This window comes from Stenotrophomonas sp. ASS1, from assembly GCF_004346925.1.
GTDB lineage: Bacteria > Pseudomonadota > Gammaproteobacteria > Xanthomonadales > Xanthomonadaceae > Stenotrophomonas > Stenotrophomonas maltophilia_A.
Genome location: NZ_CP031167.1, coordinates 4,218,942 through 4,240,050 on the forward strand (window position 1 = coordinate 4,218,942; position 21,109 = coordinate 4,240,050).

General features: G+C 63.1%; 19 protein-coding genes and 2 pseudogenes. 13 read left to right on the top strand and 8 right to left on the bottom strand.

The window, feature by feature from the left end:
* Positions 1 to 29 precede the first annotated feature (29 nt).
* Genes MG068_RS19520 through MG068_RS19530 form a run of 3 tightly spaced genes read left to right on the top strand, consistent with a single transcriptional unit; the run spans position 30 to position 2,295 of the window.
* Positions 30 to 320 carry a PepSY domain-containing protein gene (locus tag MG068_RS19520; protein ID WP_132810932.1) on the top strand — a complete coding sequence of 97 codons (291 nt, stop codon included), beginning with the start codon at positions 30 to 32 and terminating at the stop codon, positions 318 to 320.
* The gene (locus MG068_RS19525) at positions 320 to 979 is read left to right on the top strand and encodes a response regulator transcription factor (RefSeq protein WP_132810933.1); all 660 of its coding nucleotides are present in this window, start codon (positions 320 to 322) and stop codon (positions 977 to 979) included. Before MG068_RS19520 ends, MG068_RS19525 begins: the two co-directional genes overlap by 1 nt.
* The gene (locus tag MG068_RS19530; RefSeq protein WP_132810934.1) at positions 976 to 2,295 is read left to right on the top strand and encodes a sensor histidine kinase; all 1,320 of its coding nucleotides are present in this window, start codon (positions 976 to 978) and stop codon (positions 2,293 to 2,295) included. Before MG068_RS19525 ends, MG068_RS19530 begins: the two co-directional genes overlap by 4 nt.
* A 639-nt stretch (positions 2,296 to 2,934) precedes the next feature.
* Here the strand turns inward: MG068_RS19530 and MG068_RS19540 are convergent.
* Positions 2,935 to 3,255, bottom strand: coding sequence for a DUF6122 family protein (locus tag MG068_RS19540; protein WP_006474656.1), 321 nt, complete (start codon positions 3,253 to 3,255; stop codon positions 2,935 to 2,937).
* A gap of 43 nt (positions 3,256 to 3,298) precedes the next feature.
* Complete coding sequence (speA, locus tag MG068_RS19545) at positions 3,299 to 5,188, bottom strand: arginine decarboxylase (protein WP_132810936.1); 1,890 nt, start codon at positions 5,186 to 5,188, stop codon at positions 3,299 to 3,301.
* A gap of 191 nt (positions 5,189 to 5,379) precedes the next feature.
* Between speA and speE the strand changes: the two genes are divergently transcribed.
* Positions 5,380 to 6,231, top strand: a complete 852-nt coding sequence (gene speE / locus MG068_RS19550; RefSeq protein WP_032127130.1) for a polyamine aminopropyltransferase — start codon at positions 5,380 to 5,382, stop codon at positions 6,229 to 6,231.
* A 113-nt stretch (positions 6,232 to 6,344) separates the two neighbouring features.
* Here speE and MG068_RS19555 read toward each other — a convergent pair whose 3' ends face one another.
* Positions 6,345 to 7,250 (bottom strand): aspartyl/asparaginyl beta-hydroxylase domain-containing protein, encoded by a 906-nt coding sequence (locus tag MG068_RS19555; RefSeq protein WP_024957655.1) that lies wholly within the window; start codon positions 7,248 to 7,250, stop codon positions 6,345 to 6,347.
* A 436-nt stretch (positions 7,251 to 7,686) separates the two neighbouring features.
* On the opposite strand from MG068_RS19555, the gene MG068_RS19560 reads away from it, so the two are divergent.
* A complete protein-coding gene (locus tag MG068_RS19560; protein WP_032127129.1) occupies positions 7,687 to 8,346 on the top strand; it encodes an RIO1 family regulatory kinase/ATPase domain-containing protein in 660 nt (219 codons plus the stop codon).
* 157 nt (positions 8,347 to 8,503) lie between these two features.
* Here the strand turns inward: MG068_RS19560 and MG068_RS19565 are convergent, their stop codons facing one another.
* Positions 8,504 to 8,842 carry a P-II family nitrogen regulator gene (locus tag MG068_RS19565; RefSeq protein ID WP_005411374.1) on the bottom strand — a complete coding sequence of 113 codons (339 nt, stop codon included), beginning with the start codon at positions 8,840 to 8,842 and terminating at the stop codon, positions 8,504 to 8,506.
* Positions 8,843 to 8,998: 156 nt separating this feature from the next.
* Between MG068_RS19565 and ubiK the strand changes: the two genes are divergently transcribed.
* Together ubiK and arr are read left to right on the top strand one after the other, a co-directional pair.
* The gene (gene ubiK, locus MG068_RS19570; protein WP_049421110.1) at positions 8,999 to 9,250 is read left to right on the top strand and encodes a ubiquinone biosynthesis accessory factor UbiK; all 252 of its coding nucleotides are present in this window, start codon (positions 8,999 to 9,001) and stop codon (positions 9,248 to 9,250) included.
* 126 nt (positions 9,251 to 9,376) lie between these two features.
* Entirely contained in the window at positions 9,377 to 9,811 is a 435-nt protein-coding gene (arr, locus tag MG068_RS19575) for an NAD(+)--rifampin ADP-ribosyltransferase (RefSeq protein ID WP_132810937.1), read from the top strand.
* Here the strand turns inward: arr and MG068_RS19580 are convergent.
* A complete protein-coding gene (locus tag MG068_RS19580; protein ID WP_240792098.1) occupies positions 9,804 to 10,106 on the bottom strand; it encodes a DUF4279 domain-containing protein in 303 nt (100 codons plus the stop codon). The two genes, arr and MG068_RS19580, sit on opposite strands and share 8 nt — an antisense overlap.
* 486 nt (positions 10,107 to 10,592) lie before the next feature.
* Here MG068_RS19580 and MG068_RS19585 point away from each other — a divergent pair, with 486 nt between their 5' ends.
* The gene (locus MG068_RS19585) at positions 10,593 to 12,212 is read left to right on the top strand and encodes an AAA family ATPase (RefSeq protein WP_132810938.1); all 1,620 of its coding nucleotides are present in this window, start codon (positions 10,593 to 10,595) and stop codon (positions 12,210 to 12,212) included.
* Between the two features lie 133 nt (positions 12,213 to 12,345).
* Here MG068_RS19585 and MG068_RS19590 read toward each other — a convergent pair whose 3' ends face one another.
* On the bottom strand, positions 12,346 to 12,948 hold the full coding sequence (locus tag MG068_RS19590) for a DUF998 domain-containing protein (protein ID WP_132811163.1): 603 nt from the start codon (positions 12,946 to 12,948) through the stop codon (positions 12,346 to 12,348).
* A 646-nt stretch (positions 12,949 to 13,594) separates the two neighbouring features.
* Between MG068_RS19590 and MG068_RS19595 the strand changes: the two genes are divergently transcribed.
* From MG068_RS19595 to MG068_RS19615, 5 genes and pseudogenes are all read left to right on the top strand, one after another.
* The gene (locus MG068_RS19595) at positions 13,595 to 13,951 is read left to right on the top strand and encodes a hypothetical protein (protein ID WP_132810939.1); all 357 of its coding nucleotides are present in this window, start codon (positions 13,595 to 13,597) and stop codon (positions 13,949 to 13,951) included.
* A 45-nt stretch (positions 13,952 to 13,996) separates the two neighbouring features.
* A pseudogene (locus MG068_RS19600) lies at positions 13,997 to 14,464 on the top strand (cold-shock protein); the annotation flags it as partial.
* A 228-nt stretch (positions 14,465 to 14,692) separates the two neighbouring features.
* On the top strand, positions 14,693 to 15,355 hold the full coding sequence (locus tag MG068_RS19605) for an imm11 family protein (RefSeq protein WP_206138670.1): 663 nt from the start codon (positions 14,693 to 14,695) through the stop codon (positions 15,353 to 15,355).
* Between the two features lie 41 nt (positions 15,356 to 15,396).
* Positions 15,397 to 18,072: an XVIPCD domain-containing protein gene (locus MG068_RS19610; protein ID WP_132810941.1), complete on the top strand. Its 2,676-nt coding sequence runs from the start codon at positions 15,397 to 15,399 to the stop codon at positions 18,070 to 18,072.
* A 206-nt stretch (positions 18,073 to 18,278) separates the two neighbouring features.
* A pseudogene (locus MG068_RS19615) lies at positions 18,279 to 18,491 on the top strand (magnesium chelatase domain-containing protein); the annotation flags it as partial.
* A gap of 57 nt (positions 18,492 to 18,548) precedes the next feature.
* Here the strand turns inward: MG068_RS19615 and MG068_RS19620 are convergent.
* Together MG068_RS19620 and MG068_RS19625 are read right to left on the bottom strand one after the other, a co-directional pair.
* Positions 18,549 to 19,763, bottom strand: coding sequence for an ABC transporter permease (locus tag MG068_RS19620; protein WP_071227694.1), 1,215 nt, complete (start codon positions 19,761 to 19,763; stop codon positions 18,549 to 18,551).
* Positions 19,764 to 19,774: 11 nt separating this feature from the next.
* Positions 19,775 to 21,094, bottom strand: coding sequence for an ABC transporter permease (locus tag MG068_RS19625; protein WP_132810942.1), 1,320 nt, complete (start codon positions 21,092 to 21,094; stop codon positions 19,775 to 19,777).
* Between the last annotated feature and the right edge of the window lie 15 nt (positions 21,095 to 21,109).

Consider the following 21,109-nt stretch of genomic DNA (forward strand, 5'->3'; position numbering starts at 1 on the left):
CCTGGTCCTACAGTCCTCCCCGCGCCCCGATGCTCTCCACCCTGCCCCTGCTGCTGGCCCTGGCCAGCGCCCCGACCGCCGCCGCGCCAGCACAGGACCCGGCGCAGCAGGTCGCGCGCCGCGCCGTGCAGCAGGGCCGCTACGTGCCGCTGGAAAGCGTGGTGCGCGATACGCTCAAGCGCTTTCCGGGCCAGCTGCTGGAAGTGGAGCTGGACGACGGCGTCTACGAAGTGGAGGTCCTGCGCGGCGACGGCGTGGTAGTGGAGCTGGACTATGATGCGCGCAGCGGAAAGCTGCTGAAGACGGAGCTCGACGACTGATGCGCATCCTGTTGGCCGAAGACGATGCCGCGCTGGCACAGCGCCTGGTGCCCCTGCTGGAGCAGGCCGGCTACGTGGTGCACGTGGTCGCCGACGGCCGCCAGGCCGAGGAGATCGGCCAGATCGAAGATCTGCAGGCGGCCATCGTCGACCTCGGTCTGCCCGGCTTGGATGGACTGAGCGTGATCGAGCGCTGGCGCGGCAACGGCCGGAGTTTTCCGGTGCTGGTGCTGACCGCGCGCGGGCGCTGGCACGACAAGCTGGCCGGCTTCGACGCCGGCGCCGACGATTACCTCACCAAACCCTTCCAGGCCGACGAACTGGTGCTGCGCCTGCGCGCCCTGATCCGCCGTAGCCACGGCCACGCCAGCCCGCGCCTGCACTGCGGCCCGCTGCAGCTGGACGTCAACGCCGGCCGCTTCGAGCTGGATGGGCAGGCGCTGCCCCTCAGTCCGCAGGAGTTCCGCCTGCTCAGCTATTTCATCCACCACAGCGGGCAGGTGATCGGCCGGGATCGGCTGGGCGAACAGGTGTTCGACGGCGGCCATGACCCGGATTCCAACGCACTGGACGTGCTGCTCGGACGCGTGCGCCGCAAGCTCGGCAGCGACCTGATCCAGACCGTGCGCGGCCAGGGCTGGCGGCTGGCCGCGCCGTGAGCCGGCAACCCTCGCTGCGACGGCGCCTGCTGCTGGCTGGCGGTGTCGGCCTGCTGCTGGTCTCGCTGCTGGCCAGTGCACTGCTGGGCGAGCTGTTCAAGCGCAGCGCGCGCGATCGCTTCGACCATGAACTGCAGCAGGACATGCTGACCCTGCTGGCGCAGGCCGAAGTGGATGCGGACGGACAGCTGCGCCTGCGCCAGGAACCGAATGACGCACGCTTCCAGCGCGTGTTCTCAGGTGCTTACTGGCAGATCGCCGGTGCCGATGGCCGTGTGCTGCTGCAATCGCGCTCGCTGTGGGATGAAACGCTGCCTGCCACGGCCATGGGAGCGGCCACCCGCAATCTGGCTGGACCGCTGCAGCAATCCCTGCGTGCACGCGTGCAGCAGGTGCGCCTGCCACGCGCCAACGAACCGTTCGTGGCCGTGGTTGCCACCGATCGCAGCGCGCTGGATGCAGACGTTGCCGCGTTCCGCCAGCGTACTGCCATCGCGCTGGGTGTGTTGGTCGCGGCGTGGCTGGCGGTGCTGGCCAGCCAGGTGCACTTCGGATTGCGTCCATTGCATCGCCTCGGTGCACAGCTGGAACGGGTGCGGCGCGGCGACGCGCAGCGCATCGATACACAGGGGCTGGGTGCGGAGGTCGCACCGCTGGGCGAGGAGCTCAACGCGCTGCTGGAGCATCAGCAACGCATGGTCGCGCGCGCGCGCACCAGTGCACAGGATCTGGCGCATGCGCTGAAAACCCCGCTGAGCGTGCTGGCCACCGAGGCCGACGGCGACGGCGCGGACTGGCGCGCCACCGTACGCGAGCAGAGTGCGCGTATGCAGGCCAGTGTCGACCGTTACCTGGCTGCAGGACTGGCTGCCGACCATCGCCAGCGCACCGACGTGGCGGCCGTCGCACAGGCGATGTGCCGGCTGATGGCACGCGTGCATGGCGAACGTGGCATCATGTTCACGGCGGCTGGTATCGATCCGGCGCTGCAGTTCGCCGGTGCCGGTGCGGACCTGGAGGAAATGCTGGGCAATCTGCTGGACAACGCCGGCAAGTGGGCGAAGCAGCGGGTGGACGTCACTGCAGACACCAGCGAAGGGCAGTTGCGCATTGAGGTACGCGACGACGGCCCCGGGCTGGCTGCAGACGCGCTGGAACAGGTCACCCAGCGTGGCGTGCGCCTGGATGAGCGCGAGGGCAGCAGTGGGCTGGGGTTGGCGATTGTGGGTGATATCGCTGCCAGCTATGGCGGGCGGTTGGCGCTGGAAAATGCACAGCCGGGATTGCGGGCCACGTTGTGGTTGCCGGTGGCGTGAGGCGACCAACCTGACGGCGGGTAGTGCCGGCCGCTGGCCGGCAACCACGTGATCACCGGGAACGCCGTTCGCCGTGCACCCGGTAGGTGTCGACCTTGGTCGACACGCATCAAAAGCGCCGACCAAGGTCGGCATCTACCAAAGCAGTGCATCGGTTCCGTCGGCCATCGTGCACCCGGTAGGTGTCGACCTTGGCCAACCCAACGGCGGGTAGTGCCGGCCGCTGGCCGGCAACCACGTGATCACCGGGAACGCCGTTCGCCGTGGACCCGGTAGGTGTCGACCTTGGTCGACACGCATCAAAAGCGCCGACCAAGGTCGGCATCTACCAAAGCAGTGCATCGGTTCCGTCGGCCATCGTGCATCCGGTAGGTGTCGACCTTGGCCAACCCAACGGCGGGTAGTGCCGGCCGCTGGCCGGCAACCACGTGATCAACGGGAACCCCCTGCGGAAGCCGGCCAGCGGCCGGCTCTACCAAGCGCCAACCCGACCGGTCGCCGTGCACCCGGTAGGTGTCGACCTTGGTCGACACGCATCAAAAGCGCCGACCAAGGTCGGCATCTACCAAAGCAGTGCATCAGTTCCGTCGGCCATCGCGCCCCCGGTAGGTGTCGACCTTGGTCGACACGCACCCAGCATCAACGGTGGTGCATCCACCAGCAATCAATCGCGTCCAGCACGATGTGGATCATCAATCCGATGCCGAACAACCGCGTTTTCTTCGGCACGCACAGCCCCGCATAGACCGCGATGGCCGGTGCGGTGTGCAGCGGATGGAACCCGATGCTGCAGCGGTTCGGTGCATAGATCGGATCAGCCAGCAGATGATCCAGGTCGATGATCCAGCCCAGCAGCATCAGCAGCCACGCCGAGGCGAAGCGCTTGCGCCAGAACAGCCATGCCAGCAGGGCTGGCACGGCGGCATGCAGGAACAGGTGGAAGATCGCGCGCGCGCTCATCGGGACCGGTAGCGCCGGGCCATGCCCGGCGTTACCGTTGACCTCAGACCAGCGGTTCGTCGGACAGGTAGGTGTAACCGGTCAGGCCGGCTTCCAGCGCCTCCGACAGCTCCTGCGCACTTTCCGGCGACAGCTGCGCCTCGGCCACGCGCTGCGCATAGGTCGCACGCAGTTCGTCCAGGCGGTAACCCACGTAATCCAGCATCACGTCGGTGGTGTCGCCGCGGCGCTGCTGGGTGATGGCATAGCCATCGGCATCGGCCAGCACTTCCACCGCGTCGGTATCGCCGAACAGGTTGTGGATGTCGCCCAGGATTTCCTGGTAGGCGCCGACCATGAAGAAGCCGATGCGGTAGCTCTCGCCCGGCTTCATCTTGTGCAGCGGCAGCGAGCTGTCCAGGCTCTCGTTCTCGACATAGGTTTCCACCATGCCGTCCGAGTCGCAGGTCATGTCGGCGATGATGCCGCGACGGTCCGGGGTTTCGTCCAGGCGCTCGATCGGCACGATCGGGAACACCTGGTCGATCGCCCACACGTCCGGGATCGATTCGAACACGCTGAAGTTGACGAAGTACTTGTCGACCAGGCGCTCGTTCAGTTCGTCCAGCACCGGGCGATGGCTCTTCTCGTCGTAGCTCAGGCGCGCACGCACGCCATGGGCGATGGCGTAGAACAGATCGTCGATGCGCGCACGCTGCGGCAGGTCGATCTGGCCCAGCGCGTAGCTGGCCAGGCCTTCGGCGTGGAAGTGCTGTGCTTCCTGGAACAGCTCCACCGCCGGGCGCACGTCCAGCTCGTCGTGGATCTCGCGCAGGTGGCGGATCGCGGCCGGCTCGTCGTCGTGTTGGTCCGGCACGCGGCCTTCCTGCGCCTCTTCCACTTCCGAGACATTGGCGATCAGCACCGCGTGGTGCGCGGTCATCGCGCGGCCGCACTCGGTAACGATGCGCGGCGGAGTCAGGCCGAACTCTTCGCAGGCATTGGCCAGCGGCTGCACGATGTTGCTGGCGTAGGAATGCAGGCCGTAGTTGATCGAGCAGAAGCTGCGCGAACGGGTGCCTTCATAGTCCACGCCCAGGCCACCGCCCACATCGACGTGGGTGATCTTCGCGCCCAGGCGCGACAGCTCCACGAAGTAGCGGGTGGCTTCGCGCATGCCGTTGGCGATGTCGCGCACGTTGGAGATCTGCGAGCCCATGTGGAAGTGCAGCAGGTTCAGGCAGTCGGCATACTCGGTGTCACGCAGCGACTTCCACAGGTCCAGCAGCTGGCGCGGCGACAGGCCGAACTTGGCCTTGTCGCCACCGCTGTTCTGCCACTTGCCGGCGCCCAGCGAGGCCAGGCGCATGCGCACGCCCAGGCCCGGCTTCACATCCAGCGCCTTGGACTCTTCCAGCACCAGCTTCAGTTCGGAAGGCTTCTCGATGACGATGAAGGTCTGCAGGCCCAGCTTGCGGCCGATCAGGGCCAGGCGGATGTACTCGCGGTCCTTGTAGCCGTTGCAGACGATCAGGCCGCCCGGGCGCGACAGCGCCAGCACGGCCATCAGTTCGGGCTTGCTGCCCGCTTCCAGGCCGAAGCCTTCGCCGTGGTGGCTGGCCAGGGTGCCGGCCACGCCGCGGGTCTGGTTGACCTTGATCGGGTACACGGCGGTGTAGCCGCCGCTGTATTCCCAGTCCTGCTGGGCCTGGCCGAAGGCCGCCTGCAGCTTGCCCAGGCGCTGGCCGAGGATGTCCGGGAAGCGCACCAGCAACGGCAGCTTGGCGCCGGCCGCACGCGCCGCGTCGACCACCTTGGGCAGCGACACCACCGGGCCGTCCGCCCCGGTCGGTCTCACCACCATGTGCCCGGCCTGATCCACGTCGAAGTAACCGTCCGCCCAATGCGGGATCGAGTAGGTCTTGCGGGCTTGGTCGAGGGACCAATCGGTCATTTCAGTCGGCCTTGTTGGCAATAAAAGGGGGGGCATGATAACGCCTATATGCCCACAGGTTCGTTATCATGCGCGCCCGCGCCCGTGACAGGTTCCAACCTGAACGGGCCGATCCGTCCGGATGTGGCATCTGTGCCACGCGGCCCCGCCCGCCAGCCCGGCTTCACCCCTCCGAACAGGACTGTTTTCAAATGACTGACAGCAACAACTGGTACATCGAGCACTTCGAGCGCACCGGCTCGGCCATCGGCTACCGCATCACCGGCAAGCTGGACGAGGTGCAGTCGCCGTTCCAGAAGATCGAGATCTTCCAGACCACCGACTGGGGCAACCTGATGACCATCGACGGGGCCATCATGCTGACCAGCAAGGACAACTTCTTCTACCACGAGATGATCAGCCACCCGGTGCTGTTCACCCACGCCGCGCCCAAGCGCGTGGTGATCATCGGTGGCGGCGACTGCGGCACCCTGCGCGAAGTGCTCAAGCACACCGGCGTGGAGAGCGTGACCCAGTGCGATATCGACGAGCAGGTCACGGTGATGGCGCGCAAGCACTTCCCGGAACTGTGCGATTCCAACGACGACGCCCGCGCCGAGCTGCTGTTCGACGACGGCGTGGCCTACATGGCCAACTGCCCGGCCGGCAGCGTGGACGTGGTGATCGTCGATTCGACCGACCCGGTCGGCCCCGGCGAAGGCCTGTTCAACAAGGCCTTCTACGAGAGCTGCTTCAAGGCCCTGAAGGACGACGGCATCCTGGTGCAGCAGTCCGAGTCGCCGCTGATGCAGCTGGACCTGATCAACGAAATGCGCACCGAGATGGGCAAGGCCGGCTTCGGCTCGTTCAAGACCCTGCCGTTCCCGCAGCCGTGCTACCCCACCGGCTGGTGGAGCGTGACCATGGCGCGCAAGGGCGACAGCAGCTTCGACTTCCGCCAGGCCGACTCGGCCGCCAAGACCTTCAACACCCTGTACTACACCGCCGCGCTGCACACCGGCGTGCTGGTGACCCCGCCGTTCGTGCAGGCGGCACTGAAGTAAGGCGTGCCGACCCACGGTCGGCACCTACCCAAAGAAAAACCCGCGCTGGCGACAGCGCGGGTTTTTTCATGTTGCGGTAGTGCCGGCCGCTGGCCGGCAACCGCATGTAACGATCACAGCGCCCAGATACCGGCGATCACCGCCACCACCAAGCCCCACTTGATCAACTGGTAGGCCACCACGCTGCGCTCGCGCAGTGCCTTGGCCTTCAGGCGCACCTTGTAGACGCTGCCGAAGGCCTTGTTGACGCCACCGGTCGGGTCACCCGGCAGATTCGGCGAGGCACCACCGGCCAGCAGCGTGGCCGCCACCGCGCGGTTGAACAGACCCGGCAGGCCGAAGCGCAGCGGTCGGGCGATGTCGCAGAACAGGATCACGCGGTCATCCGGCGTCTCGTTGTGCGCGTGGTGGATGTAGGTCTCGTCGAACATCATCCACTCGCCGTCGCGCCAGCTCTTCTTGATGCCGTCCACTTCGATGTAGCAGCCGTCGTTGTTGGGCGTGGCCAGGCCCAGGTGCAGGCGCAGCGAACCGGCGAAGGGGTCGCGGTGCGGGCGCAGTTCGCTGCCCGACGGCAGCTGCGCGAACATCGCCGCGCGCACATCCGGCAGCGACTCCAGCAGCGCGGTGGTCTTGGGGCACATCGCCTTCGCCGACGGATGCGACGGGCCATACCACTTCAGGTAGAAGCGCTTCCAGCCACGGCGGAAGAACGAGTTGAAGCCGGCGTCGTTGAACGTGCTGGACGCAGCGATCTTCTGTGCATCGCGCAGCGCCAGCGCCTCGTCGCGGATCATCTGCCAGTTCTGGCGCAGCGGCTCCAGCTGCGGGAATTCCTTGGCCGGGTCCAGGAACGGCGTGGTCGGCACCTTCGAGAACATGTACATGACCACGTTGATCGGGGCCATGAAACTGGAGTGGTCCAGCAGCTGGCGCGACCAGCGCGCGCGGACCTTGCCACGGAAGTGGATGTACAGCACGCAGGCGACGAACAGCGCTGCAATGACGATTTTGATGATCAAAACACTTTCCTCCAGCCGCAGCCGGAACGGGAATCAGGGCGATGCACGGCCGGACGGCCAGCACCGGTGGGGACCGCGGCAGGGGACGGGGACGTGCCAGGAAGGGGCGGCCGCCGATGTCGCGAATTAACAGCTTATGGTCGGCAGGCCGTGCGTCGGGGTCAAGCTGGACGTGCGTGACGTTCAGCGGGCCGCGGATGAACGAAGTGGAGCGAAACGCAACCTATTGATTCTGAAAGAACCACCGGCCAAGTGAGACAGAATTGTCCGATTGGGCGCGACGAACTGTTCCAGCCACGACCCCGACATTTCTCCGACAAATCGTGGAATAGCGAACTGGCGAGTACTAAAATTAACGAAAACTTAGTAACTCCCTGTAACACCGGTTCGCTTGACGCTTTGCGCCACCCACCGGGTCGTCCGAGACCCCGACATGTATCTTCCTGCTCTCCCCCCCTCCTCCTGCGGCGATGACGCCGCCACCCCGCTGCTGCTCAAGCGCGGCGAACGCTTCCTGGCCCCCGACGTCTACCGTACCTGCCTGGACGGGCGCGAGGCGGTCATCAAGGACTATTCCCGCTACCGCGGAACTCCCGTTTCACTGATCGCGCGGCTGATGGTGCGCCGTGAGGCCCGCATGCTGCAGCGCCTCGGCGGCTGGAAGCATGCCCCCGCGCTGCTCGGCACCCTCGGTGGCCTGGCGCTGGGCATGGAGTTCATTCCCGGCCAGACCCTGAGCACCGCACAGGCCGTTGGCAATGAAGTATTCGAGCAGCTGCAGCACGCGCTCAGCCGCCTGCACGCCGCCGGCATCACCCACAACGACCTGCATGGCACCAACGTGGTGGTCAGCAGCGGCGTACCGGTGCTGCTGGACTTCACCTCGGCCTGGCGGGCCCCGCGTTGGCTCCGCCGCAACCCGCTGAGCCGCCAGATGCGCCGCAGCGACATGAAGAACCTGCTGAAGATCCGCCAGCGCGTGACCGGCCAGGCGCCAAGTGCCGCGCAGGCCGCACTGGTGGCCGACCCGGGTTGGGTGGCCGCCGTGCGGCAGGGCTGGAAGCGGTTCTATAAGTGGGCGAAGCGCCGGTAAGCGCTTTGCTTTGGTAGGGGTCGAGCTTGCTCGACCGCTTTACCGCTCTTTGTAGAGTCGAGCTTGCTCGACTGAAGCGCAGAGCAGTCGAGCAAGCTCGACTCTACAAAGAGCAAGCCGAGCATCGGCTCGGCTATGCAACATCGCGCCGAACGGCTTACAACGCGTCCGCGTCCAGTTCACCGGTACGAATACGCACCACACTGCCCAGGTCGTACACGAACACCTTGCCGTCACCAATCTTCCCGGTGCCCGCCGCCTTCACGATCGCCTCAACCACCGCCTCAACCTGGTCATCGGTCACTGCCACTTCCAGCTTCACCTTCGGCAGGAAATCGACCACATACTCCGCGCCGCGGTACAGCTCGGTATGGCCCTTCTGGCGACCGAAGCCTTTCACTTCCGTCACCGTGATCCCGGTGACCCCACGCTCGGCCAGCGCTTCGCGCACGTCGTCGAGCTTGAACGGCTTGATCACCGCCATGACCATCTTCATCGTCTATCTCCTGTCTTCCGGCGTGGAGGATAGCGCCTGAACGCGGCCCGTGCGAAGCCGCTGCCGCCTGTCCGGGCAGTGGGTGCCAGCAGTATCCTTGTGCGCGAATGGCCTGCCCGCGCCGGATGCACGGGCCCCACCCCACGGAGCACCCCCATGATCGACCTGAACCACATCGATGACCTCGCCCGTCGCCTCAGCGACCTGGTGCCGCCGGGCCTGCGCGAATCGCGCGAGGAACTGCAGGCCACCTTCAAGAGCGCGCTGCAGGCCGGCCTGGCCAAGCTGGACCTGGTCACCCGCGAGGAGTTCGAAGTGCAGCGCGCCGTGCTGCTGAAGACGCGCCAGAAGCTGGACGCGCTGGAAACCGCCGTGCGCGAGCTGGAAGGGCGCGGCGCCGCAGAATGAAAAAAGGAGGCGCACCGCGCCTCCCGTTTACAGATTATTTCCCGGATGGGGCCTTGCAGCAAGGCCCACCGGACGCCCTAGACTCGGCGGCCTGTCGATCCGGCAGGACACGCAGGGGCAGTGCCGATGGCGCAGGACACCGAATGGACACCCGTTTCGCATGACACCTGCGACCAGGTCGCCGGGCCGTTCTATCACGGCACCCGCGCTGACCTCGCGGTGGGCGAACTACTGAGCGCGGGCTTCCGCTCCAACTATCGCGACAGCGTGGTGATGAACCACATCTACTTCACCACGATTGCCAAGGGCGCCGGGCTGGCTGCGGAGATGGCCAAGGGTGAAGGGCGACCGCGTGTGTATGTGGTGGAGCCGACCGGGCCGTTCGAGGACGACCCGAACGTGACCAACAAGAAGTTTCCCGGGAATCCGACGCGCTCGTATCGGAGTGCGGAGCCGTTGCGGGTTGTGGGGGAAATTGTGGAGTGGGAGCTCCACGATGCGGAGTTCGTTCGGCAGTTGAAGGAATTTGTGGCGTCTGGGAGTGGGGAGATCATCAATTGATGACCTCTGGGCACGGAGCGTCGCGCTCTTCTTCATCGGCTTCGTGGATGTCCAGCCCTAGCTCGATGCCGCGCTCTCCTAGCGCGAGCAGGAGGCGGGGCGAAAGCGAGACACCATCGTTGCTGCTGCCCATGAAGAGACCGCAGAACAGGTCAGGCCAGAAGCGAGTCAATGACTGCCATACGGCGAGATCTCCGGTGAGCTGATCGAGAATCTCGAAGATCTGTGCTTCTAAGTCTTCAGGTTCACGACGAGGTCCGCTGAGTCGCCAGCTTCCGATCTTGGCGATACGCACAGCACCTGAGTGGTTGCTCCTGAGTTCCTGGCCCTTGTGGTGCGACGGTTGGAGTCGCGCCGAGCAAGGCACTGTTCTCGTCTGGCAGGAGCTCGTCTCCGAAGAATCGGAGGGTTAGCAGGGAATGATCGAATGCTGCCATCGGAATCCAGTTGTCCTTTGGGAATCCCTTTTCGTCCATCCGTCTCGTCGATGTCGGCTTTCGGCAAGAAGCGGACATCAAAAAGCCCGAATCAAGCCGCACGGCGCTTCTACAAGGGAGCTCCCTCGATTATTTGTAATCCGCCCGAAAGCAGCTGAAGTATCGGACCTACCGAAGAGAGTGAGTTGAATGTGGGGGTGATGTGGGAGGGAGAACCAAATCGTTCTGAGGAGGGCAGATGAAGCTTCAAAATGACAGACCCATCTTGCATCCCATTGCCACGCCGTACAAGATTTGGAAATCGCAAAATTCATCTACTCCCAAGCATCCACAAGGACCGGCGCATGACCTTTCATTTTGATGTCCCGACTCAGGGCGACCCTATAGTTATTTCCATTGAACCCGGGACATCAGCAACCTTTGTTGGCGCCAATGGCAGCGGGAAAACGCGCCTTGCGCTACTTATAGAGCAAGGAGCTGGCGAAGGTGTCCATCGCATTTCTGCACACCGCGCTCTCTCACTGGACCCAACCGTACCAAAGATAAGCGAAAGCCTCGCACTCAAGGGGCTTCGATTTGGCTTTGCGGGAGAAGATGTAGGCATCCATTACCGGGAAGCCCATCGCTGGGCGCATGGCAAGGCTGCGGTATCCCTACTCAATGATTTTGATTTCCTAGTGCAAGCACTTTTCGCTGAGCAATCTCGAACCTCGCTTAGAACGCACCAGAATGCTCGCGCCGGCGTCGATCAACCAGCTGAGCCAACCAAGTTCGAGACCCTCAAAGCCATCTGGGAACGCCTCATTCCACACCGCGAACTCGTAATCACTGGTGACAACATTGAGGTGAGAGCTCCAGGAATGGAAGCCCTTTACAGCGCATCCGCAATGAGTGACGGAGAGCGATCAGTCTTCTATCTGGCCGGCCAGATGCTGATGGCAGCACCAAACTCACTCCTTCTTATCGACGAACCCGAGTTACATGTCCATCGATCGATCATCAACAGGCTTGGGGATGAACTTGAAAATTTTCGCCGCGATTGCGCTCTGGTATACATCACGCACGACCTTGAATTTGCTGCATCTCGGGTTGGGCAAAAGTACGCCATCCAAAGCTACAACCCAGATGGTCCCCAATGGGCGCTTGAACCAGTCCCCGAAGAAACAGGATTCACCGAAGAACTCACCACTCTTCTGCTAGGAAGCCGCCGCCCGATCCTCTTCGTTGAAGGCGACCTCTCAAGTCTAGACAGAGCGGTCTATCGGAGCGCATACGCCCAGTGGACGGTCATTCCCCGCGGATCATGCAGCGATGTCATACACTCGGTGATATCGATGCGAGGTAACGCGTCATTAACCCGCATTCATTGCGCTGGAATTGTTGACGCAGATGACTATGACGCATCCGACATTGAGTACTTTAACCAGCACAATATATTTGTATTGCCCGTTTCAGAGGTAGAGAATCTTTTTCTCCTGCCTGAGGTAGCAGGGGCGATTGCCCTCACAGAACACGTCCCCGATCAGCAATTGAACGCACACATAGCCGGCCTCAACGAGAGGTTGCTGGACTTTGCCAACCAAGATGATCGCATCAGTCCCGTCGTCATTAGACACACGCTGCGACGAATTGACCGCGCTCTGAAGAAGATCGATTTGGGCAGAACTCAGACCATTGAAGACATCCAGGCCGCCTATGCAGCTCAGACCGATGGATTTGACATCTCTGCCATTGCAGCCGAGCGCAGGCACGCAATTGAAACGGCCATTCAGCACAGAGAAGTTCCGGCATTGCTCGCCGTATTTGACAACAAAGGGATGTTTGCTGAGGCAGCACGATATCTAAAGCGGACACCGAAGGATGCATTCGAGGCTTGGATTGCCCGTGCGTTGCTCAACGACAACGAACCAAGGCTTGTGGCCGCCCTACGTCGGGTGCTTCCTCAGATTGAAGTGCCGGGTTAATCATAGCGCCCGTTGGTAACCAAATGCGCAGCCGGACAGTGATGGCCGGCCCTTGAACGGCAGTTCCCGACCGGGAGCTGCCATACAGCGCACTCTACGTACAACACAGCCATACCCTTTCCATGCCTTTCCATCAATGCGCCGGCTCCGCCTTCAGCGCGCTTGAATCCTTGCGCAGCAGGTACATCGCCACCAGCAATGGCCACAGCGAGTTGATCGACGAGAACACGCGCTGTGTCAGCCCCCTGAACCCCTCCGGATCAGCTCCCACCACGTTCAACCAGAGATAGACGATGCCCCCGATGCTCACCACAGCGGTCACGGCGTACGCTCTTTGATTGGCAGACCACGCGCTCAGTTCGATGTGCGACATCGCCGGTGCAATGATGTTGGCGATACCGATGGTGTAGAAGCCGTGCATCGGATGGCCCATGGGCCAGAGCCCGTTGGTCAGCATGGTAATGCCAAAGACCAACCAGCAGATTGCACCTACTGCAATCCGGCGACCGGACTCCCGCCATACCCCGATGGAGAACGCCACGAAGCCCACACCGGAGCCAATGGCAGCAATCCTGGCGCAGATGCTTGCGAGCGTCGGCGCCTGCAGCAGCTCGCTGGCGTGCTGTGCAAGCGGGTTGTAGCCCGGCGAGAACACGGCGGCAACGCTGGTCCAGAACAGGAACCATGGAAGCGGGACCAGACCCGCGCAGAGAAGCAGTCGGCTGCGGCGTGACACGTACGGTGGTCCTTCTTTGGCCTGCATCAGTGGGTGGAATCCAGACGAGCGCTGCAGAACCTTCCTACTGCGGGCAGGACGATCGTGAGTGACTACAGCAGTAGTCAGATTGCGCGCCGCACTCGGTAGGTTCAATAGGCAAGAAGTCATTCAAACCATCCAGCGGGTGTCGCAGCGGTTCGGTTGCATGAGCGATCACACATGTCCGATGGGCGAGTGCTGTCGCATTTGCCGCGCCTTGCATTTCTGACGGAAGGTTCTGTCGACTCCGTTCCAGAAGTGCCGTTCCGCCTAGCACGCCAAGGCTCTCGCCGCTTCCGGTGCTATGCGACAATGCCAAAAGCGTCTCGGGTTCTGGCGGCATTGACCCCTACCCGTTGGCATTCCGAACAACAGCAGGTAATCGTTACTACGCCACCGTGCATCGGTGGTCGGGACTCGAAAACCCGGATTGCTAGACGTAAGTTTGCGCTTGCCAGCCGGCACCACCGCGCGTGGTGCCGGCTGGCAATCCGTCTGCCGGCTATGGCGGGCGGGGCGTGGGGGCCTCGTGCCCGCCGGCTTTGTCTAGCAACCGGTTTTCGAGCCACGCCCTGTCCGCCACCTTTATCGGTGGCGGCGTCCGCTTGCATGCACGGAGCCCGCCATGACCACGCCGCACTCCCCGCCCCCGCGCCCGATCCAGAAGGCGCCCTCGGCCGCTCCGGCCCCGGATCCCAACAGCCTCATCGCCATCCTGCACGCCATCGGCGCGGGCGCTGCGGCCGATGGCCAGCCTTGGCCCGAGCGGCATCACCTGCGCAGCCGGCAGATGCAGTTGTCCGACGCCGACTGCGCACTCACCGGCCAGCGCATCGTGCAGGAGATCCTGCTGGCGGCCGAGCGCACGCGCCAGAACGGCGAGCCGGAGCAGTACGTGGGCGACCGGGTGATGGAGGGGCTGGTGATGGCCGATCTGGCGCTGACCGCCTTCATCCACGAGCGGATGCGCCCCAAGGACTGAGCGCGCTTATGGCGCGGACCTTTCTGCCTGTGTGCGGGGTGACAAATGAAGATGCACGGCCTTGCCGCTGCGGTGGTGTGCATCGCGGTGATCGGCGCGATGTGGGTGGAGTGGCCCGAGCCCGCGGGCGATCAGGTCTGGGCCTACCAGAAGCTGCAGCCGGCCGATTACCGCCTGCTGCACAGTGATGCGCTCGGCTTTGTGACCGCGAAGGCCCACGAGGGCTTTGAACTGCACGCGCGCCTTGCCGGGGCGACGTCCTTCGAGATCCGGTGCAAGGGCGTGCTGGTGATGGACGTGGAAAACGTACCCTCGCGCGTGCTGATCCGCATGCCTGCCGATGCACGGTGGCGGGCACCGGACATCGAGCGTCTGCGCTTCAGCTTCGAGCGTTGGCTGGATCTGCACCAGAGCCAGGGGCGGTTGCTGGTGGAAAGTGCGGGGCCTTCGTGGGTTGAGGCACGGCTTGGGCGCCTTGACAGGTCGGTGCCTGATGACCAGCGCTGCGTGTTCAGGGACCCAGGCCACCCTCGGCTGGAATCTCCCTCGTCATTCCGCCTATCCAGCAGACCATTGCAGGCAGTGGAAGGAATGGCAGCATCTCCTCGGCATTGTTCCGAAATCCCAAAAGAGCCGCGTGAACCACGTGCCCCCGGCACCGTTTCGGCGCAACTTGTGGCTGCGCAGAAGCCCCGCTAGCATCGGCTCAACGGCTTTTCCCGTTCTGCCCCTGCATCCATGATGGAAGCCCCCGTGACCGAATCGACCGCCATCGAAGTTTCAGCCGAAGCCGCACCCCACAAGGGCGAATTCTTCCTGATCGACGCAGGCTTGCTGAGCAACGGCGGGGTTCCCGGTATAGAGATCGCCAACGAAGACAAGCTGATCGATCCGGGGATGAATGTCATCTCGCGTCCTGATGGAACGCCAGGCCAGTATCCGGAGCGCCCCCACCTGGTTCATGTGCCCGAGAAGGGCGCAATGCCACGCGATCTGGAAGAGCTCGCTGGCATCTGGATTGTGTCGGAGCCGCTGAAGCAGCTGTTTGAGCAGATGGACCCCCAGGCGTTTGCCTTTGTGGCCTGCGACTTCAGCCTTGCTGACGGCAGCCCCGGCCCTCAGTACTACCTGGGCAATGTGCTGCGCAGGCTCGATGCCCTGGATGAAGCCGCTTCCCGCGTGAGGATCAAGCTCGACCACAATTATCAGACCGGCGAGGACGAGAAGCTCTACAGCCTCGTCGGCGGAGCCAGCCTGGTGTTCAAACAGGACGTTGTGGGCGATGCCCATATCTTCCGCCAGGATCGCATGGGCGCACCGCCCATCTGCGACCGCGCGATGTTTGATGCATTGGCTGCGGCCAATTTCTCCGGCGTACGGCTGCGTGATGTAGCCGATCTCTAAGACGAGCTCCTTCAAACGGATTCTTGAACGAGGTGGTGCGCATGGCCGACACACCGGTTTTTCAGGGACACCATCTGATCGAACAGAATGCGTTCGAGCAAAGCCAACTGCTGAAGTCGCTTGCCAGGAGTGGTCATTTCACGCTCCACGGCCCCGACAACATTCTCAACCTGCCCGCGAACCCCGCGCTGGCAACCCGCCTGGGTATTTCGCCACACTCAGGCGGCCCGTTGAGTGCGTACACGGATCAACTGAAGTTCGTTCTCGAGGACCTCACGGAAACCTACGATGGCCGAACCCTGCTGGCGAAGGATTCTCCGCCGGATGTGCGCGCTGCTGCCGTCGAGCGTATGGGTGCCCGCATCCAGAACCTGGAATACACCCTTCGCGCCGGCATCCTCAACGGCGACCTGGTTACCAACACGCCCGAGAACATGACCGCGGCGGAAGCCAACGCCAAGATCCGCACCTTCTTCTCCGATCTGGACGGCTACCAGCGCACCCACGCCGCGCAGATTGCGGAACTGAAGACCCTCAACCCCTCCGAGCTGCGCTGGCGCGCTGTCACCCAGTCCGAAGCCAATGTGAAGGCGGCGTTGGATGCCATCGACGAACCCGGCAACTCGACCCTGAGCGAGCGCTGGGGTGGCCGCGCATCAATGGGCACCGCGATTCAGGAGGCCAACCAGGGCGGTCGCCTGCCGCTGACCGAGCACACCGCTGCCCGCGTACGCACTGCGTTCAACCCGGAAATGCCACTGACCATCGTGCGCCCTGGCCCGGCAAGCACGGCTCCGGAACTGGCTGGCTCTGCAGGGCGAGCGGGCGCTGCAGAAGGTGCCGCCGAAGCTGCCGCCGCGCGCGGACAGATTACCGGCGCCCGCGTACTCGGGGCCGCGGGTGTCGCCGCACTGGCCGTGGACTTCGCCATCACCGGCCACCGCGTGGCCGAGTTGCGCAGCGAGGGCAACGACGCCGGCGCAAAATCTGCGGCCACCCACTTCGTGGGGCGCACCGCGGGCGGCTTTGGCGGCGGCTTCCTGTTGGGCGCAGGGTACGGAGTCGTTACCGGCTCGTGGACCGGGCCAGGTGCGCTGGCTACCGGACTGCTGGGCGGCGTGGCCGGCGGCTTCGCCGGTGAGTACTGGGCCCAGTACCAGGACAAGAAAGCCGTTTACACCCAAGTGGACCGCAGTGGCAACGAATGGAACCGCGACCCGGAGGATGCAGAGGGCACCTGGAGCCGCAGCGTGCGCACACCGCAGCCCGACGGAAGCTACCGCGAGATCACGATGGTCGCCGGTGGCCGGCTGGTGGACGAGTTGAACTACAAAGCCGCCAACGACTCCTATTCACTGGGCATGGCCAACCTGCCCAGGCCGCAGAACCCCTTCAAGCTCGATGCAGGCGGCGAGAGCACGCCGCCGCGCGAGCCGTTTGAAACCAACCGCCACTACGTGCGCAATTCGCACAACGGCGAATGGAACCTCTCCATCCACTCAATGATTGATGGACGCGTTCCCTTTGACTACAGCGTGCCCGTCGGCCCGGAAAAGTCCGGCCAACTGGAACGGGAATCGCAGCGCATCATTGCCCAGAACGCGACAAACACGCCCGAGGCGCTCGCCGCCCGTTACCAGGTCGCGTTCAACCAGTACAACTGGCACGAGTTCGCCACCATTGAGCCGGTACCGGAGGTGATCACCAACGCGCTGACCCAGACGCAGCCCCTGCGCGCCTCCAACGGCGAGAAGTACACACAGGACGCCAACGGGCAGTGGCAAACGCCGGGTTGGGTGTATGGCACCAACCCGGCCGAGGGCAGCATCATCGAGGAGCTCAATCGTACGCGCCAGAGCCAGCAGGCCGGCGTACAGGAGCTGACATCCATGGCCGACATCGCCCGGGCCAACCCCACGCCGACCGAGTACGGCCTGCGCAGCCAGGTGGTGGACGCCTACCGTAGTGCCGGCATTGTGCGCAGTGCCGAAGAGATTGATGACGCCGTAGCCGCCGTTGCCCAGGATCATGCACGCGCCGTGCCCGACTTCGGCACGTTCACGCTGCAGGTACAGAAGGATGGCTCGCTGGCCACACTGGCTGGGAAAGATGACGAGCGCATGCAGATCGTTTCCGTCACCACGCCAAAGGAGATTGCACAGGCACACGTGCAGCGCACGACCTCAGAGCAGGAGCAACAACCTGGGGGTGTCGCACCGAACGCACCTTCGCCACACACCTCCAGGCCTGCCACGCAGCACGACGCTGACGTAGACCGAGACCACAGCACAGCCCTGCGCCCAGGTGGCAGCGGGCTGCTGGAGCAGTTGCGCTCGTCGGTAGCCATGCTGGATGAAAAGAACAACAAGCCGTGGGACCAGAGCAGCGACCGCCTGCTGGCCAGCGCCTACCGGCTTGCGGCAGACGCCGGGTTCAAGCCCGGCGACAAGGTAGACATGGCATTGAGTGAAGCCACCGAAACCCGTGCTGCGGGTACCACGCTGTTCGTGACACGCTCCGGGCCGGGAGCGTCATCGGACCCCGCCGCCAACCGGGTGCAGATGCCAACACAGGACGCCCTGGCGATCGCACCGGAGCAGCAGTATGCAGCGGCCAACCGGAGCCTCGGCGCTCAGGACCGGGAGCAGTCGCAGCAGCTGGCGCAAGCGCAGGAGCGGCAGCAGGAAGAGAGCCGGCAGGGGCCACGGATGGGCTGATGGCGGCGGTTCTGGCTGATCAACGTCGATCCACTTGATACCGGGCGAGTTCCGGCGCTCACATTGCAGAGACTGGTCGCCGCATAGGAACAAGGCACGCTCCGGGCACCTGTCGGAATCCTCCTAGCTGCGTCGCCAACAAACCCCGATATCCCTGCGCAGAGCGCCTGCCACACCATCAAACATCCCTCCGCAGGAAGCCACACATGAGCCTGGCGCTGGTCCACAGCCGTGCCCGCGCCGGGGTCGACGCCCCGCTGGTGCGGGTCGAAGTGCATCTCTCTGGCGGCCTGCCTGTCACGCAGATCGTGGGCTTGGCCGAGACCAGTGTGCGCGAATCACGCGAGCGCGTGCGAGCCGCCCTGCTCTGCGCGCGCTTCGACTTTCCGCAGCGGCGCATCACGTTGAACATCGCGCCTCGAGCATGTCGCACCTTGGCGTCGTCGGGCTGCGGGCTCGGCTTCACCTAAAATGGGTCAGAGCGAGCGGATCGCCTCTAGGGGCGTGATTGCTGAGGCCTTCAGTGCCGGAACCAGGACCGCTGCTTGGCCTAGCAACCACAATGCTATAGCACTCACCGGCAAGTAGGCTGCCGGTAGCCTTGGCAACTCGTAGAACCGCATTAGGCCAATATTCATCGCGTAGGAAAGGACCAGTCCAACCGCAATGCCGAGACTGACGATCAGAAAATTCTCGATCTGGAAGTAACGCAGAATATCCGATCGCGTGGCCCCTAAAGCACGACGAATGCCGATCTGCTTCCGGCGCTGCTCTACCCAATAGCTGGCCAAGCCCACAATTCCCAATGCAGTGGCCCCAAGAAGGGCAATGATCACTGCGGCAAGCAACCCCATCATGACCTTGGCACCGCGAAAGTGGTCTGACCTGAGTTCGGAGACCGGGCGACTGGCAGAATGGTCAAAAACCACATCAGGTGCAGCCGCCGATATAGCCCTCCCTACTTGGCCAAAGATCTGCGGAAGATCTTCCGGATTGGCTCGCACCAGGTATCTGCCAGCGAGCCGAGGCCCGGCCAATGCTGGAACGATGAGCGACCAGTCATTGCCCAATGCCTCTCCCAATCCCGGTTGAGAGACAGCAAGGTGGTCGACGGTACCTATTACCGTGAATCGGGTATCCATGGCCCAAATGCTTTGGCCGATTGCGCTTTGCCCCGGCCAATAGCGATCGGCCAACTGCCGAGTCACCAGCACCGGGGCGTTGGATGGGACGTACTGCTCGATGGGCGCATACTCGGCCGGCTCCGGCATACGACCAGACACCACATTCAAACCGAGCAACTTCAGCGCCACAGCATCCCCAAGGTAGAAATCCAGAACACCGCCAGAGCGCTCAAGCGCTTCGTCAGTGTTCACACCGGCACGGACTCCAGGATCGCCAAAGGGAACAGCACTAATGGCGCCCACAGCCTCCACACCTGGAATAGCCCGGATAGCGTTCATCACACGGGCGTTGATGTCATGTGCGTCTTCTGCGCTGAATCCGGAGAGCTGGACGATCCCAAGTGACGACTCCTGAACGCCACTATCAAGGTTGAGCGCTCGACTCTTCTCCATGAACATGAAGATTGCGTTGCATAGAACTGCACACGCTAAGGCTATCTCAATGGTGATCAAGAATGTGGCCAGTTTGTGCTTCTTCAGCGCCGCCACGATGATTCCAACTTGCATGGCACACTCCTTCAAAGCAGCTTCAGCTGGGTAACCGGCTGGATAAAACTCGCTCGATACGCGGGAATCGCACCCGCCAAGAGGCTTGTGAGCAAAGATAGAATGACTGTGACCAGAAACATTGCGATGTCCAGGTGCACCAGATCTGCGTATGCTACTGGCTGGATGCGTATCATCCACAAGCCAAGTAACGTTAGGAACAAGCCAAGCACGCCGCCCAAAGCACCGATTAGACCGGCCTCGACCAGACACTGCGTGAAGATAGCGACTCTGCTCGCTCCCAACGCGCGACGCAGGCCGATCTCTCCGCCGTGTCTCATGAACTTCGCAAGCAGCAAGCCGACTACGTTTGCGAGGCAGATCAGAAGGAACGCGAGGGCCAAAACCGTCTGCACTTTTACGTCGCTGGGAACTACCTGATTGAAGTCCAGCCATTCCATCAGAGACCTCAACCGGGTGTTGTCGTCGTGCTTGATACGTCCAAGGCGCTTCTGCTCAGCTGCATAGTTACGGAGGAAGCGATCGTATCCCTGAACGCGCTCCGGACCACTCAACTTTACCCATAGCGCGACCGCGACACAGGGCGAGCTCTCGAGAACACCAGGACGATCTGGGGTAGCCCAACAGGTAAACGGTTGGAAGTCGCCCTCGTTGATCTCGAGGCTAGCTGAGAGAGGAAGAAACACATCGTCCGCTACACCGTAGAAGCCGGATGTCTCACCACCAGAGAAGCGCCCACCTCTGATCTTGTAGAACAGTGGGGAAGGACGCCATGGGCCTAGAACACCGATGATCTGAAGATTCGTGTCTTTGACTCTTAAGCTCTGACCGACACTGTTGCGGCCGCCGAACAACTGCTGGTTGAGTCGATCTGAGATCACTGCGACACGGCTGCGACGCGCGTCATCCTCAGCACCCCAAGCGCGCCCGTACTGTAGCGGCACGTCGAACATCGTAAAGAATTCTGAAGTTGTTGAGATCGAAGAGATCATCAGCGGTGCTCCGCTAGGAAGCTCTGACCTAACCTTGACGGGATTGGATACCACCATCGCCTGGCTGTCCGCCTGCTTGGCCGACCATAGATCAAATGCGGTGCGGTAATCCATTACATCATAGGGCTCACGTCCTTTGGACTCTGGGTTCACATCAACTTGAGGGTAATAGATGTGCCCGCTCTTGCCTGGAAGAGGGTCTCCAGACAGGATGTGCATGACTGTGAGGGTTGTCATGCTCGCTCCGATGCCAACCGATATCGCCAGAATCACCAATCCAGTGATGACCTTGTTCCTTGCGGCGTTATGCAGCGCAACTTTCACGTAATAGCCAAACATCTAAGCAACCCTCCT